Genomic DNA, 15,483 nt, shown 5'->3' with positions numbered 1-15,483 from the left:
AATTTTATTCACCACAGTAACTCACAAAATTTCTTGGAGTCTCATACAATATAACTTTTAAATCTAATTTTTCTGGAATTCTTACTCTCAATTTATTATAAATCACCACAGAAATATTTTCTGCAGTAGGATTTAAATCTTTAAATTCTGGCACTTCAACATTTAAATTTTTATGATCTAAATATTCCTCAATTTCTGTATTTATAATTTTTCTTAGCACGCCTAAATCAAACACAAAACCTGTTTCTCCATCAATTTCTCCTGTTAAAGAAACTGTTAATTCATAGTTATGCCCATGATAATTAGGGTTACTACATTTACCAAAAACTTCTAGGTTTTTATCATCAGACCATTCTTTTCTGAATAATCTATGTGCAGCATTAAAATGTGCTTTTCTATTAACGGTAACTCTAGACATCTAAAATTTTTTGATACGATTCCTTAAAGATAATTTTAAACCATTCTGTATAAATTTCAGGGCTATTTTCAATGTCTTTTTTCACATCCTCTAAAGTCATCCATTCATAAGATGCTGCTTCCTCTTTATTAATAATTGGAGCCTCATCATAATAACCAATCATAACATGATCTAACTCGTGTTCTGTTAAGCCGTTATCAAAAGGTGCTTTATAAATAAATGAAAAAACTTCTTTCATCTCTGTCACAAAACCCATTTCTTCAAACAACCTTCTCTTGCCAGCTTCAATATTACTTTCTCCATCTCGTTGATGAGAACAGCAAGTGTTTGTCCATAATAATGGCGAATGATATTTGTCTGCGGCTCTTTGCTGCAGCATTAACTCTCCTTTTTTATTAAAAATAAATACTGAAAAAGCTCTGTGTAAAACTGCTTTTTCATGCGCTTCCATTTTTGGCATCAAACCTAATTGATTATCATTTTCATCTACCAAAATTACTTGTTCTTCCATATTTACAAATGTAAGAAAATCACGTATTAATTAAAACATAAAATTATAAGTCTTCTCTATTGTTCTATTTTGATGATTTATCTTTACATTTTAAAAATACCTTTTATTAATGAAAAACTACCATATAATATTCCTTTTACTTCTTTTAACCTCATTTTATCAATGTGATAACAATAAAAAACCAACACAAAAATCAGTTGTTTTAAGTAAAGAAAAGAAAGTAAAAAAGGAAGTAATCACAAAAGCTTGGGACAGTTTAAACAGACATAACACAGAAGCTTTTCTTACTGAATATGGCAAACAAAACACGGAAAATAAAGTAATTATCAAGACCGATTTTGGCGATATTAAAATCCGTTTATATAATGATACTCCAGTGCATAGAGCTAATTTTATTTTCTTAACAAAAATCAATTATTTTAATACGACCGTGTTTTACAGAATTGCTAAAAACTTTGTACTTCAAGGAGGAAATTCTGATGAAATGTATACGATGAAGCAACGAAGAAAATATGGTAATTATTTAATGAAACCTGAGTTCAGAAAAAACAGAAAACATAAATACGGCGCTTTGGCAGCTGCCAGACAATGGGAAAAAAACCCTGATAAATTATCTAGTCCATTTGAGTTTTACATTGTTCAAAAAAGAAGTGGCGCGCATCATTTAGATGGAGAACACACTGTTTTTGGTGAAGTAATTTCTGGTTTTTCTGTAATGGATAAAATGTCTAAAGTAAAAGTTGGTGTAGATGAATGGCCTGTTGATGATGTGAAAATGAAAGTAGCAATCATTGAATAAAACCTGCTTTTAAATTCCTTCTAATTGAAATTTTACCGATTTTATTTGTTGCTTTTTATTCACAGAAATGGTCCAAACTACATAGGCTACATTTTCTATAATTTCTAATTGAGGAACACCTGTACTTCTACTAGAATCTATTTCTGAAATGGTAAAAGCTTTAGAGGTTTCACCTGATAAAGAAACTTTTTTACATCTTAAATATGTAGTTGTTTCATCTGTTTCTATATAAGTAACTAAAACTTCTTCTTCATTTATAAACGCAACATCTACTCTACCAATTGCATCTACATCATTTAGGATTATTGGGGCCTTAAAATTCGCTTTAGCACCTGTAGAAAAAGCGATTTTTACTTTCGGGTCTCCTTCAGCAGCTGTAAACCAAGCTACAGCGATTGTTTTATTTTTTGCAACAACTTTTGGTCCGTTTACCGGACAACCATTGATTTTCCAATTATCATTAAAAACAGGTTTGGGTTCGTTCCAAATTCCATTAATTTGCTCTGAATAATAAATGTCTCTTATTTCTGTATTACTTCGATCCCTGTATACAATTAATGGCCCGTTTTCTGTTACAGTTATTGATGTTTGACAACAGTCACAAGTTCTACCATCCACTTGTGTTTCATTAAAAATTGTTCCTTCTTTTGAAACTTCTGCAGTTCTAATAGTCATTGCTTTGTGATGACTTACTTTCATGTCCATCACTGTTTTTCTACCATCCAACCAAGTAACAAAAAAACCCTCTTTTAAATTTGGAATAATACTAACAAAACCATGTTCCGCTTTCATTCCATCAGTATTCAATAAAAAATTCTCTTTGATGATTTCTCCATTCAGTTTACGAAGATTAAGAACAACATCATAGGTGTATGTTCCTGAAGCTGACTTTTGCAAATGACTTGTTAATAAAACATCTCCATTAGTAGCATTTGCTGGAAAATCTGCCCAATTTACAAACCAATCAGCGCCTGATGTTATAGTAGTTGGCTTCTTCCAAGTATCATTTTCTAATTGACTGTATAATAAAGTTGCTTTTTCTCCTCTAATAGAATTCACCCAAGAAAGAGACAACATACCGTCTTGTTCAACTAAGTTTGGCTCAGCATTATTAATTCCAAATTCAAAAGGAATTTCACTTACAATAATTTCTTTTTTTGCGCAACTAATAATTAATAGCACTAAAACTAATACACTAAAATTCTTCATTTTAAAGTTCTTTAAGTTTTGTAATCATTTCTTCAGAGTCCCAAGTTACTGCACCTATAATCTGCTCTACTTTTTCTCCTTTTTCATTATAAATAAATGTAGTTGGTAAAGCATAAATACCTAAGGAGGCATTAAATGCTGTTGACTTCAAAAATGTAAAATTATAATTTGTAGTTTTTTTAAAATCAGAAATCAATTCTAAAGATTCATCAGAAACTAATAAAAAAACATAATTTTCTTTAGCTAATATTTTTTGAGCTTCTAATAAATTAGGCATTTCTTTCCTACAAGGTGCACACCATGTAGCCCAATAATTTATTAATACTTTTTTGCCTATTAGTTTTGACGTATTATATGTATTCCCATCCAAATCAACAAGACTAGAGATGTTTTTTATCGTGTTTTCATTTTTATTAACCTTCTTCCCTGAGTCTTTACAACTAAAAATTAGGATTAATAAACTAAAAAAAAATGCTTTTTTCATACTTCAAATCTAACTAAAAAAAAAGGAAAACCCTTATTTTTGCTGAGTAAAAACAGCACTATTTAAACTAAGGGAATTAAAAAAAAATTCTATAATAAAACGTATCTTTGCACCTCAAATTTTGTAGATGAGCTTTTTAGAGGAAATTAAACGCAGAAGAACTTTTGGTATTATATCGCATCCAGATGCAGGTAAAACAACTTTAACAGAAAAGTTATTACTTTTTGGTGGTGCAATTCAAGAAGCAGGTGCTGTAAAAAATAATAAAATTAAGAAAGGTGCAACTTCCGATTTTATGGAAATTGAGCGTCAGCGTGGTATTTCTGTTGCCACTTCTGTGTTAGCTTTTATCTACAAAGACAAAAAAATAAATATTCTAGACACTCCAGGTCACAAAGATTTTGCGGAAGATACTTTTAGAACTTTAACTGCTGTAGACAGTGTTATTGTAGTAATTGATGTTGCAAAAGGTGTTGAACCTCAAACAGAAAAACTGGTTGAAGTTTGTAGAATGCGTAGTATTCCGATGTTAGTTTTTATCAATAAATTAGATAGAGAAGGAAAAGATGCTTTTGATTTATTAGATGAAGTAGAACAAAAACTAGGGTTGCGTGTTACACCAATGAGTTTTCCTATTGGAATGGGATATGATTTTAAAGGAATCTATAATATTTGGGAGAAAAAATTAAACCTTTTCTCTGGCGATAATAAAACTTCAATTTCTGAAGGGCTAGAATTTGATGACTTATCAAACCCAGAATTAGATAAAATTATAGGAGAAAAGGCTGCTGAAACATTAAGAGAAGATATAGAATTAATTGAAGAAGTCTATCCAGATTTTAATAGAGAAGAATATTTAGAAGGAAAACTACAACCTGTATTTTTTGGTTCTGCCTTAAATAATTTCGGAGTAAAAGAATTATTAGATGCATTTATAGAAATTGCGCCTTCCCCTCAACCTAAAAAAGCTGAAGAACGTTTAGTAGATTCTAAAGAAGAAAAATTAACAGGTTTTGTCTTTAAAATCCATGCAAATATGGATCCTAAACACAGAGATAGATTAGCATTTATAAAAATTGTTTCTGGTGTATTTAGAAGAAATGCTCCTTACTTGCATGTAAGAAACGGTAAAAAAGTAAAGTTTTCTAGTCCAAATGCATTTTTTGCAGAGAAAAAAGAAATTGTAGAAGAATCTTTTCCAGGAGATATTGTAGGAATACATGATACTGGTAACTTTAAAATTGGAGACACATTAACAGAAGGAGAAATTTTAAACTTTAAAGGAATTCCAAGTTTTTCTCCAGAACATTTCCGTTATGTAAATAATGCAGATCCAATGAAATCTAAACAATTATACAAAGGTTTAGACCAATTGATGGATGAAGGTGTTGCCCAATTATTTACAATGGACATGAATGGACGTAAAATTATTGGAACTGTTGGAGCACTACAATACGAAGTAATTCAATACCGTTTAGAACATGAATATGGTGCAAAATGTACGTATGAAAACATTGCTGTACACAAAGCTTGTTGGGTTGAACCAGAAGATATTAAAAATGATGAATTCAAAGAATTTAAACGCGTAAAACAACGTTATTTAGCAAAGGACAAACAAGGTCAATTGGTCTTTTTAGCAGACTCTTCATTTACAATTCAAATGACTCAGAGTAAATACCCATCAGTAAAACTACATTTTGTAAGTGAGTTTAAAAACTAAAAAAACGATGAAAAAGGTGTTTTTTTTATTTTTTATAGTAATTAGTTTCCAAGGATTTTCTCAAACAGAAAGTTCCTTTTCTTCTCTTAAAGGAAAAAAATTACATAATAAAATTAGACTAAATTACATTTTAGTTCATCAACCAAATGAACAGGTAGGTTCTGATATAAAACCAACTATGGGTTTTATAGGTCTAAACTATAATATTCCTTTAAATGATTGGTTATATACTGGTTTTGGTTTTCATACAGCAATTACAGGAGATCAAGGTGGTTTATTTACGTTAGGTGTTAATCTAGGTGTAAATAAAAAAATTTATAAAAATTTATATTTTGATGCGAATGTGCACTTTGGTGGCGGTGGTGGTTATCGATTTCTTGTAAATGGTGGTGGAATTTTATATCCTAATGTTGGCTTGCAATACAAGAAAAATGATTTTTCTTTTGGAGTTCAATATGGTTATGTAAACTTTTTTACGGGTATCCAAAAAAATGATAATATTTCATTTTTTATTGAAATACCTACTTTGTTAAGAACAACATCCTATGCAAATGCTCAAAAATCTTTTTCAATTAATAACACCTCTAAAAATGAATTTTGGCAAAAACCTGCTGTAAAAAGTGTGCAACAAATAACTTTTGATTACTTTTTTCCTTTTGGAGATACAAGAACAGATTCTTATCAAGGAAATAAACTAATTAATAATACATTGTCTATATTAGGCTTTGAATATCAAAGATACTTAACAAGAAATACTTTTATTTATGCACATGTAGATGCCATGTATAGTGGTTTAATTTCTGGTTTTATGGACTTATTTTTTGGTGTAGGTAAAAATTTCATAGAAACTAAATATATAAACTTCTTTGGTAAAATGGGAGTTGGTGCAGCTGGTGGTAGAATTTATCCTGAAAACGGATTAACAATGTACCCAAATATTGGAGCAGACATTAAAATTACAGATAAATTTGGGGTAAGTGCTCACGGAGGGTATCACAGATCTATAGGTGGTACTTTTGAAGCATATACTGCTGGGTTTAGTTTAAAATATTATGGTTTAAGCGGTGGAACTTCACATCCTTTTACGGGAGAGAAAGTAACTAAAATTAAAACGCAAGGAATACAAACTAGTGTTCAAAATCAAACCTATTTCGATGTTGCCAAATTTGGAATTCCTGATAGTAATTTACAATTAATTGCATTAAAAGTAAATTACGATTTAACACATCGATTTTATATTGCTAGTGAAGCTTCTTTTGCTTATGAAGGAGAGTCTGGTGGTTATGCACATGGAATCTTTGGTTTAGGAGTAAAGAGTAGTAAATTTTTAAATGATACTTTTTCTACATTTCTAGAACTTGCTGCTGGTGTTGCTGGTGGTGGAAGAGTAGATTCTGGTGGGGGTGTTTTAATAAGACCTACGGCTGGCATTAACTATCATGTTAATGATGATTTTTCTTTCAATATTGCTGGAGGAAAAATGTGGTCTCCTTTTGGTAATGTAAATTCAACAAATATAAATATTGGATTAACTTATAGTTTATCCATTTTAAATGCAAAATAAATTCACTGAACTTGTTTCAGAAACTCATAAATAAGAATAATTAATAATAAGAATAATTAATAATAAGAATATGAATAACGGAATATACGCAAAATTCACTACTTCAAAAGGTGACGTTTTAGTAAACTTAGAATTTGAAAAAACTCCTGGAACAGTTGGTAACTTTGTTGCTTTAGCTGAAGGAAATTTAGAAAACTCAGTAAAAGGTCAAGGAACTCCTTATTATAATGGATTAAAATTCCACAGAGTAATTCCTGATTTTATGATTCAAGGAGGTTGCCCACAAGGAACTGGAACAGGAGATCCTGGTTATAAATTTGATGATGAGTTTCATCCTGATTTGAAACATAACAAACCTGGTATTTTAGCAATGGCAAACTCTGGGCCAGCATCAAACGGAAGTCAATTTTACATCACACACATTCCTACTCCTTGGTTAGACAACAAGCACACTGTTTTTGGTGCTGTAGTGGAAGGACAAGACATTGTTGATGCGGTTGCTCAAGGTGATGAATTAACTTCTATAGAAATTATTAGAGTTGGTGAAGCTGCAGAAAAATTTAATGCAATTGAAGCTTTTAGAACTTTTGAAGGTTCTAGAGAAAACCGTGAAGCTGAAGAAAAAGCGAAGCAAAAAGAATTATTAGATTCTGTTGCTATTGGTTATGATGAAACTGCAAGCGGATTACGTTACCAAATTTTACAAAAAGGTGATGGAAAAAAAGCGACAAAAGGCGCAGGAGTTTCTGTACATTATAAAGGTCAATTATTAGATGGTACTGTTTTCGATTCTTCATACAAGAGAAAAGAGCCAATCGATTTTAATGTTGGTTTAGGACAAGTAATTGCTGGTTGGGATGAAGGAATTCTATTATTACAAGTTGGTGATAAAGCCCGCTTTGTAATTCCTTCTAATTTAGCATATGGTTCTGCAGGAGCTGGAGGAGTAATTCCACCAGATGCAACACTTATTTTTGATGTTGAATTGATGGCTGTAAAATAAAAAATTACAACATAAATTAAAAATCCCAAACGAATTCGTTTGGGATTTTTTGGTTTTAAACCAATTGCTTTAAATCTTGACTTTTTGATTCAAAAAATATAACTTCGCTATATGTCTTTCATTGAATTTATTAGATACTTTTATTATTCATTAAAGCAACACTAAATTAACTTAAGCACCTATACTTAAACAAGCTATCATAAATTAACTAAAACAATGCAAACAACTAAATTAAGTACTGATAGTATATTACCGCTTACATGCTCTAGATCTGGAACCTGCTGTTTTGGTAAATCTGTAATGCTTAACCCATGGGAGTTGTTAAGTTTTAGCAAAGAAAAAAAAATTAGTACAAGAGAATTTCGTGATCTTTATTGCGAGTTTGGTGGTATTCGATTACGCTTTAACGGAAAAATAGATAAAAAAGGACAACAAGCATGTAGCCAATATATAGATACTATTGGTTGTAGTGTTCATCTAGGTCGCCCATTAGCGTGCAGACTATATCCTTTAGGACGTAAAATACAATTTGATAAAGCACATTATATTTATGAAGGCACCAAATTTCCTTGTTTAAATGATTGTGCTGAAGTTTTAGAATTACCTAAGCTTAGTGTAGGTGAATATATTAAAGGACAAGAAGCGGAACAATTTGAAAAGGCACAAGATGAATATCTAATCGTAATGCAAAATATAGCTGATATTGGTTTTGAGTTGTTTTTAGAATCAGGTTTATCTGAATCTGGAGATACAAAAACACTCGCATTATGGAGAGTCATGGGGAACGAGCTTCCTGAATTATTAGCAGAAAGAATAGGGAAAGAATGGATAGATTATTTGATGTTACCAGCAATAACTGATACCATCCAAAACCCTGTTACTTTTGCTAAAAAACACAATGAATTGTTACTATTAAAAGCACAAGAAAAATTTGGAGCAATAAAAACGAATCAAGAACTTCATAAAGCTGCTGTTTTAATGATTGGGTTAGCGCTACATTTGTCTAGAGCCTTGGGAGCAGACCCAAAATCAATTTCCGAACATTGGATAACAATAGCGAAAAGCCATGGAGCTAAAGAGTAGTATCTAAAAATCTAAACTACAAAAAATCTAATCCTAACTTCAAATTACCAACAACTAAAAACACTTTTTTTTATAAAAAACAATTTGGCTTGATGTTTCTTTTGAAAAAGACTACTTTCGTTAGCAACTTATAAAAGTTGAAATTAACCCCCAATAATTAAATTATGAAAGTTTTATATCTTGATGACGATACAATTAGCAGGTTCTTAGTTTGCCAAGCAGTAAAAGATAAATATGAAATAGATGCAGTTGAAAAAGCCGAAGAGGCTTTTGAGTTGGCTAAAAATAATGACTATGAAATTTTACTAATTGATATAAATTTAAATGACCCTAATATTGATGGTTTTGGAGTCTTAGAAAAATTAAAAACCTTTTCACACTTGAAAGATTCAACTTACATTGCTCATACCAATTATTTTGGTGAAGAATGGAAATTAAAATGTATTGACGGTGGATTTCATTATTATAATCCTAAACCATTTATGTTAAGTGAATTTGAAAAGCTCATTAAAAAATAGATTCCACAATAATGTACGCTGTATAATATTTTTAATATATTAAAAATATTGTAACAACAATTTAAAAAGCGCTATTTAAAGCGGCTCTAATTGCTTTTCCTTCTTCTTGTAAAGTTTATCGCCATCATCTAGATGTTTCTAAAACATGAGATTTATTATTTAGTAATAATAGGCCTAAAACAGGTAGTAAGCCATGAGGTAAACGATAGCACATTTCGTATGCGGTTTGATGTAAAGATCGAAATAAAAAATCTGAATAAAAATTACCAACAACTCGAGCTATTGCAGTAGAGAATCCCCAAATTACTGCCCATATTAAACAATATTTAACAACGTTTTTATTCGGTAGAAAAAGACCAATAGCTATAACCATATCTAAAATACCAGCAATTATAAGAAAGAATCTTGCAAAGCTTTCAGAGCATTTGAAAATACGTATGACCATGTCTACGAAATACCCAGGAACAGGATAATATCCAATTGCATATAAACCATGACCTACAAAAGTAAATGCTATTAATAGCTTCAGAATAAAAAGCAGATTTTGTTGTATCCATTTATATTTTATAAAACTTAATAATAAAAAAGAGGATGTAAATTGAATACTATATTCAATAAACTGACCGAGCTTATAATTTTTTGTAATGGTTAATAACACCGTAAGAAAAACAAGTCCGATTCCTGACGCTAATATTGGAAGCTGAAACCACGTATAATTTTTCTTTTTTAAAAAAAGAATACATGGGATAGTGATTAAGAATAAACCTCCAATACCACAGATTATAGCTTTCGTATAATTATCTATCTCAGGAAGAGAGAGAAAATCGTGCCATAACATACCTGTTTTTTCTTCTACATAAGGCTTCAAAAAATCTGCATAGTAATACAAACTCATAAACGGAATAGAAAAAAATAAGTATTGATATCCACGTCCTACTAAGACAAGTATTACAGAAATTTTTAAAAATGTTTGGGTTGATACGTTTTTTGGTCGTGTCATGATGCTACAAAAATAAAGGAATTAAACACCTCTTTTTTGACTTAACTATTTAATGACATTTTGGTAAACTAAATGCATTCATAAGATAACATACAGCGGCTAGTTTTGTTAAATAATTTAATAATCCCTCAATGCTAACACTATGAAAATAATTACATTACTTTTAATTTTTGTCACTTTATCCGCAAGTGCACAAACAGAAAAATACCGTTTAATTTTAAATGACGATCCTGCAACTACAGGAACTGTTGCTTGGAATCAAACAGCGGCCTCCATAGGAACTGCAACCATATATTATGGTACTAATGATTTTGGAGACGATTGGGCTTCTTATCCGCTCTCTCAGACATCAGATCGCACATCCGCAGCCCAAGGCATGAACACACAATTTGCAAGATTAAAAAATTTAGTTCCCAACACTGCTTACTATTTTGTTCTTCGGAACCCTTTAACAAATATTAGAAGTGCGCGTTATTTTTTTAAGACCTTACCAAACGATCAAAGTAGATTGTCTTTTGTAGCTGGTGGTGACTCCAGAACAGATGGAACGCCAGATGTAATTGCAAATCGTCAAGCCCGATTAAATGCAAACATTACGGTTTCTAAATTGAAACCACATGCAGTATTATTTGGTGGCGATTTTACTTTTGGTGATACCCCGAACGAATGGGATTATTGGTTAAATGATTGGCAATTGACAATTTCGGAAGAAGGTCAATTATTTGGAATTGTCGCTGCAAGAGGAAATCATGAATATGTTCCATCTACAGTATATGATTTATTCGATGTTCCTTCAGCAGATGCATATTACGCAATGACTTTTGGAAGTGATTTGGTAAGAGTCTACACACTAAATTCCGAAATTTCTGTCGCTGGAGACCAAGCGGAGTGGCTAAAAAATGATTTAGAAATGAATAGTTCAAAAAACTGTTGGACTTTTGCACAATACCATACACCTATAAGACCGCATCAATCGGGTAAATCTGAAAATGACGACCAGTATGACGCTTGGGCAGGTTTATTTTATAAACATGGAATGGATCTTGTCTTTGAATCTGATTCTCACATGGTGAAAACAACGAAAGCTTTAAAACCAGACGTAAATGGCGAATTAGGCTTTAGCGAAGATGCTTTAAATGGAACCTATTTTGTTGGTGAAGGTTGTTGGGGTGCTCCTACTCGTAATAATGACGACGATAAGAGCTGGACATTGGCTTCTGCATCTTTTAATCAAGTAAAATGGGTATTTGTAAGCTGTGAAAGAATCGAACTTCGTACAGTGATGACCGACGCTATTGCTGAAGTTGCGCCCTTAGAAAATCAATTTGAGGTTCCTTCCAATATGCCTTTGTGGAATCCTACTGAAATAGGTGATGTGCTTATAATCGAAAAACAAGTGTTGTCTTCTTCTTTAGTAGTAGAAAATAAAATATCTATGTTTCCAAATCCACTTGGTAAAGTATTGAACTTTATTGTACCACCTCTACTAAATGAAGCAATGATAACAATTTTAGATGTAAATGGTCGTGTTGTATTAAAAGAAGAAAAAAAGATAGAAAAAGGACGTTTTACAATAAACACAGCTGCTATAAAAAGTGGTATTTACATCCTTACGATATCCAACATGAAAAATGAGGTCTTAATTACTAAAAAACTATTAAGGGAATAACGTTAGTGTACTTTATGAATTAAATTCATAGCAATGTATTCACTACTTTTGTAATGCAAAAAAAAATTAATAGTTAATTTTATTATTTAAGAACAAAAAAAACCACCTTTCGGTGGTTCTTTTATTTATTAAGGTTTTAGATACTTTTTAAAATAACTTATTCAATAATTAAGTTTTTAATAATTTTTTCATTGTTTTCATTTTTCATTTGAACAATGTAGGTTCCTGCAACTAATTTTGAGACATCAATATCATTGTTGTCCTTTTGTAACATCTTAGATACTACTTTTCTACCTAATACATCAAAAAGTGTTACCTCTAGTTGCGGAGTATTATTAAATTTAATTGAAACAACACCTTTAGCAGGATTTGGATACATCACAATGCCTAAGCTATTAAATGTCTGTGTTTCTAATACTGCTCCTTCTGTAATACCACAGTATTGAATGCTCCAAGAGTTTAACTGTCCATCATCCCCTGGATATGAATCGGTTATAGTAAGTGTCCATGTACCTATGCTACTTTCTTCATTAAAAGCTGATAACAAACTTGCAGGTATTACTATTCCTGAAATGGCAGGGCTTCCTTCTAAACAAGATAAAGCCTCTCCTGAATCGTCAAAAGTTACTTCCATATCATCCGATGTTGCACATACCTCTTCTACTAAGGTTACTGTGGTACCTGACGGACTCACTAACGCTATAGTTAAGTCACCCAAATACGTATGTGTTAAACTTATAGTAACATTTATATCTGAAATTGGGATGTCCTTAGTTATTTCAATTGAACTAGATACAGGTAACAAAGTTATCGTCTCAACGGGTGTATTGTTTTCCCCAATAAAACAATCGATTACTCCAGTTGAAAAACTGTTTCCTAAGGTAAATACACCATCTCCACATTCGTTTTTAGGTTTTATGCGCCAATAATAAGCAGTAGATACAGATAACCCTGTACTTTGAGTATAACTATTTATAGTAGTTGTGCCTGTTTCAACAATTTCTTGGAAATCAGCATCTTTAGCTACTTCTATATCATAAGAACTAGTTAGACCACTCGTGTCTTCAGACCATGCATATGTTGGAAATGTTGATTGAGGAGCACTCTCATTATCTGGGCTATTAAGAACAGGAACTTCAAAGTTTGTTCCCTTTATGGTTAAAATAACATCTATCGTTTTATTTTCAGTTGCCGAAGTTCCCTGTATAGAAATCGTATAATCTTGGGGCGTAGCTGCTGTAAAGCCACTAACAGTCATTGTTACTGTTTCTTGTTCTGTTTCTACAATTGAAGGACTAAAAGTAGCTGTAGCGCCAGCCGGCAGTCCTGTGGCATTAAATGATACTTCGCCGCTATAATCCGCAGAGAATGAGTAATCAAAAGTGAATGTTACATCAGTAATTGTGTTTTCACATATTTTTTTTATCGATTCTATAGCTGTTAAGAAGAATGTTGGAGTTCCAACTTCTGCTATAATAATAGTTGCATTACTGACATCTAAAAAGACATTATCCGCTGCTGCTATCATTAATCTACCAGTAGTCGTTAAACTAATTGGTACAATAATATCTTCCGAACCGTCATTTGATGTGTTTCCTATTAGCGTAACTGTATCCGTAAAGTCACCAAGTGAAGAAAATAAAATATCTACAGTTTGACAATTAACCGTTGCTTTATTGTCTGTACCAGCAACATTCCAAGTAATCGTTTCAGTATCTCCTTGTATCCAGGTAGTGTTAATGTTTTGACTAGTTACAATAAAAGGTCCAGCATCAGAATTAGAGGTAATCTGTATCAAGTCATCCGCTGTTTGACCTCCATACAAAACATTATCTCTTACCGTTAATGCGAATTCAAAATCACGCGTAACTTCTGGAAGAACTTCCCAAGTTGTTACTAAATTGTTGTCTAAAATAGCACTCAATTGCGGAAAATAACGGCTTGGAGATATTGTTCCTCTTCGAGATCTAAACATAGGTCCAGCATCAGCTGTAGCAATTGGTAATAACGGAGTTTGCATGTCTTCATTATCATTTTGTTCCCAAGTATAGGTCAATACATCATCACTATCTGGGTCTGTTCCCACTCCCGTTAATTTAAAAGCAGTACCTACCGGAATAATATAATCGGCTCCTGCATTTGCTGTAGGTGGTAAATTTGCCACTATAATTTCATCAAAACATTCAGAACTAACTCCTTTTTGAATATTAGCGCTAATGTCTCTAATATTTACATAATTAAAATAATCATCAGACTGATCTGCTACGTCTTGACCAGGACAAATTCCTGCATATCCCATAATTGAAGAACCACTTCCTGGCTCTACTTCAGTATTATTTCCACTTTTACCACAAAGACCTACTCCGTTATGCGTATGATAACCACCCATTTGATGGCCAATTTCATGGGCTACATAATCTACATCAAATTTATCTCCTGTTGGATTTTCTCGACCAGTATGTCCGCTTCCTTTGTTACCTGAGTTGCATACACAACCAATACAACCTGCATTACCACCACCAGATGTATTAAAGTTGTGTCCAATGTCATAATTATCGTCACCGATTAATTCGTCAATTACCTCTTGTGTTTTATCATTATATTCACCATCAAAAGGATCTGTTTCTGCATCAAAGAAAATGATGTTAAAATTTTCTGGAACAAGTTGAAAAGTAATTCCTAACTCTTTTTCATAAATACCATTTACACGCGTCATAGTAACTATCATTTGCGCCATGATATTTGCTTTTTTATCTTCATCCGTTGCTGCATCTCCAATAAATAAAGCACCATATTCACCAGTACAAGACATGGCTAATTCATACAATCTTATAGTACTATCGTCTGTTGCTTTAAAAGATTTATTTGCAGGAGCATTTTTAGCCTTTTCATATATTGTATTGTCAGTTTCACATGAAAAAATATCAGAAGAAGTATTTACTAAATCAGCTGCACTGTATGCAATATATACTGATTTGTCTTTTGTATAAGGATCTATATAATAGGTTGCTTTCCCTGGTTCAGAAATCTGACCATGAAATCCTGCCTGTGACACACTAAAGCGAATAAACTTTCCAGTATTATCAATAGACCTACCCACATAACTTTTAATATTTGGTAGTTTTGCAGCCAATTCAGGATGTAAAATCTGAGTATCGTAAACGCGGTAATTCTCTATGGTACCGTCTGCATTTGGAACAGCAATGATATTTGAAGATTTCCCTAAAAAAACACTTCTAATAGGAGCGTTTTGAAGTTTGCTTTTAATGCCTTCGATATTTACAGAATATAAATTAAATTCTGTGGGCATTTTATCTTTATTGAAACTAATAGTATTGATTTCACTTTGAGCACTTGCCGAAACTGAAATCCATTCACTTTTTTGTTGCTGTGCAAAAGAGGCACTAAATATTAAACAAAAAAGCAAGAGTAAGTAAAAAGTGTTTTTTTTATTCATTTTTTTTAGATTGAGGGTTGTGAGAAATAGGGTGCAAAAAAAAAACTC

General features: G+C 31.9%; 13 protein-coding genes. 7 read left to right on the top strand and 6 right to left on the bottom strand.

The window, feature by feature from the left end:
• Window positions 1-4: 4 nt before the first annotated feature.
• Both BTO04_RS01165 and idi read right to left on the bottom strand, forming a co-directional pair.
• The gene (locus BTO04_RS01165) at window positions 5-418 is read right to left on the bottom strand and encodes a 6-carboxytetrahydropterin synthase (protein ID WP_087562742.1); all 414 of its coding nucleotides are present in this window, start codon (window positions 416-418) and stop codon (window positions 5-7) included.
• Window positions 411-929, bottom strand: a complete 519-nt coding sequence (idi, locus tag BTO04_RS01160; RefSeq protein ID WP_087562741.1) for an isopentenyl-diphosphate Delta-isomerase — start codon at window positions 927-929, stop codon at window positions 411-413. Before idi ends, BTO04_RS01165 begins: the two co-directional genes overlap by 8 nt.
• A gap of 109 nt (window positions 930-1,038) precedes the next feature.
• Here idi and BTO04_RS01155 point away from each other — a divergent pair, with 109 nt between their 5' ends.
• Window positions 1,039-1,728 (top strand): peptidylprolyl isomerase, encoded by a 690-nt coding sequence (locus BTO04_RS01155; protein ID WP_087562740.1) that lies wholly within the window; start codon window positions 1,039-1,041, stop codon window positions 1,726-1,728.
• Between the two features lie 9 nt (window positions 1,729-1,737).
• Here the strand turns inward: BTO04_RS01155 and BTO04_RS01150 are convergent, their stop codons facing one another.
• A complete protein-coding gene (locus tag BTO04_RS01150) occupies window positions 1,738-2,937 on the bottom strand; it encodes a sialidase (RefSeq protein WP_232455926.1) in 1,200 nt (399 codons plus the stop codon).
• Window position 2,938: 1 nt separating this feature from the next.
• On the bottom strand, window positions 2,939-3,421 hold the full coding sequence (locus tag BTO04_RS01145) for a TlpA disulfide reductase family protein (protein ID WP_087562739.1): 483 nt from the start codon (window positions 3,419-3,421) through the stop codon (window positions 2,939-2,941).
• Window positions 3,422-3,548: 127 nt separating this feature from the next.
• Here BTO04_RS01145 and BTO04_RS01140 point away from each other — a divergent pair, with 127 nt between their 5' ends.
• The 5 genes from BTO04_RS01140 to BTO04_RS01120 all read left to right on the top strand — a co-directional run bounded on the left by BTO04_RS01140 (window position 3,549) and on the right by BTO04_RS01120 (window position 9,309).
• Entirely contained in the window at window positions 3,549-5,141 is a 1,593-nt protein-coding gene (locus BTO04_RS01140) for a peptide chain release factor 3 (RefSeq protein ID WP_087562738.1), read from the top strand.
• 7 nt (window positions 5,142-5,148) lie between these two features.
• Window positions 5,149-6,705 (top strand): hypothetical protein, encoded by a 1,557-nt coding sequence (locus BTO04_RS01135; RefSeq protein ID WP_087565295.1) that lies wholly within the window; start codon window positions 5,149-5,151, stop codon window positions 6,703-6,705.
• A 70-nt stretch (window positions 6,706-6,775) separates the two neighbouring features.
• Window positions 6,776-7,708, top strand: coding sequence for a peptidylprolyl isomerase (locus BTO04_RS01130; protein WP_087562737.1), 933 nt, complete (start codon window positions 6,776-6,778; stop codon window positions 7,706-7,708).
• 216 nt (window positions 7,709-7,924) lie between these two features.
• The gene (locus BTO04_RS01125; RefSeq protein WP_087562736.1) at window positions 7,925-8,791 is read left to right on the top strand and encodes a YkgJ family cysteine cluster protein; all 867 of its coding nucleotides are present in this window, start codon (window positions 7,925-7,927) and stop codon (window positions 8,789-8,791) included.
• A 164-nt stretch (window positions 8,792-8,955) separates the two neighbouring features.
• Window positions 8,956-9,309 carry a response regulator gene (locus BTO04_RS01120; protein ID WP_087562735.1) on the top strand — a complete coding sequence of 118 codons (354 nt, stop codon included), beginning with the start codon at window positions 8,956-8,958 and terminating at the stop codon, window positions 9,307-9,309.
• Window positions 9,310-9,433: 124 nt separating this feature from the next.
• Here the strand turns inward: BTO04_RS01120 and BTO04_RS01115 are convergent, their stop codons facing one another.
• A complete protein-coding gene (locus tag BTO04_RS01115; protein WP_087562734.1) occupies window positions 9,434-10,309 on the bottom strand; it encodes a hypothetical protein in 876 nt (291 codons plus the stop codon).
• Window positions 10,310-10,451: 142 nt separating this feature from the next.
• On the opposite strand from BTO04_RS01115, the gene BTO04_RS01110 reads away from it, so the two are divergent.
• The gene (locus BTO04_RS01110; protein WP_087562733.1) at window positions 10,452-11,978 is read left to right on the top strand and encodes a T9SS type A sorting domain-containing protein; all 1,527 of its coding nucleotides are present in this window, start codon (window positions 10,452-10,454) and stop codon (window positions 11,976-11,978) included.
• 157 nt (window positions 11,979-12,135) lie between these two features.
• Here BTO04_RS01110 and BTO04_RS01105 read toward each other — a convergent pair whose 3' ends face one another.
• Entirely contained in the window at window positions 12,136-15,435 is a 3,300-nt protein-coding gene (locus BTO04_RS01105; protein ID WP_087562732.1) for a reprolysin-like metallopeptidase, read from the bottom strand.
• Between the last annotated feature and the right edge of the window lie 48 nt (window positions 15,436-15,483).

It is taken from the genome of Polaribacter sp. SA4-10 (assembly GCF_002163835.1).
GTDB lineage: Bacteria > Bacteroidota > Bacteroidia > Flavobacteriales > Flavobacteriaceae > Polaribacter.
Note: the sequence above shows the minus strand (reverse complement) of the source record. Positions and strands in the feature narration are given on the sequence as shown.

Excerpts from the sequence above, each read along its gene's own strand:
- BTO04_RS01165 (WP_087562742.1), bottom strand. The coding sequence starts at position 418 with ATGTCTAGAGTTACCGTTAATAGAAAAGCACATTTTAATGCTGCACAT.
- idi (WP_087562741.1), bottom strand. The coding sequence starts at position 929 with ATGGAAGAACAAGTAATTTTGGTAGATGAAAATGATAATCAATTAGGT.
- BTO04_RS01155 (WP_087562740.1), top strand. The coding sequence starts at position 1,039 with ATGAAAAACTACCATATAATATTCCTTTTACTTCTTTTAACCTCATTT.
- BTO04_RS01150 (WP_232455926.1), bottom strand. The coding sequence starts at position 2,937 with ATGAAGAATTTTAGTGTATTAGTTTTAGTGCTATTAATTATTAGTTGC.
- BTO04_RS01145 (WP_087562739.1), bottom strand. The coding sequence starts at position 3,421 with ATGAAAAAAGCATTTTTTTTTAGTTTATTAATCCTAATTTTTAGTTGT.
- BTO04_RS01140 (WP_087562738.1), top strand. The coding sequence starts at position 3,549 with ATGAGCTTTTTAGAGGAAATTAAACGCAGAAGAACTTTTGGTATTATA.
- BTO04_RS01135 (WP_087565295.1), top strand. The coding sequence starts at position 5,149 with ATGAAAAAGGTGTTTTTTTTATTTTTTATAGTAATTAGTTTCCAAGGA.
- BTO04_RS01130 (WP_087562737.1), top strand. The coding sequence starts at position 6,776 with ATGAATAACGGAATATACGCAAAATTCACTACTTCAAAAGGTGACGTT.
- BTO04_RS01125 (WP_087562736.1), top strand. The coding sequence starts at position 7,925 with ATGCAAACAACTAAATTAAGTACTGATAGTATATTACCGCTTACATGC.
- BTO04_RS01120 (WP_087562735.1), top strand. The coding sequence starts at position 8,956 with ATGAAAGTTTTATATCTTGATGACGATACAATTAGCAGGTTCTTAGTT.
- BTO04_RS01115 (WP_087562734.1), bottom strand. The coding sequence starts at position 10,309 with ATGACACGACCAAAAAACGTATCAACCCAAACATTTTTAAAAATTTCT.
- BTO04_RS01110 (WP_087562733.1), top strand. The coding sequence starts at position 10,452 with ATGAAAATAATTACATTACTTTTAATTTTTGTCACTTTATCCGCAAGT.
- BTO04_RS01105 (WP_087562732.1), bottom strand. The coding sequence starts at position 15,435 with ATGAATAAAAAAAACACTTTTTACTTACTCTTGCTTTTTTGTTTAATA.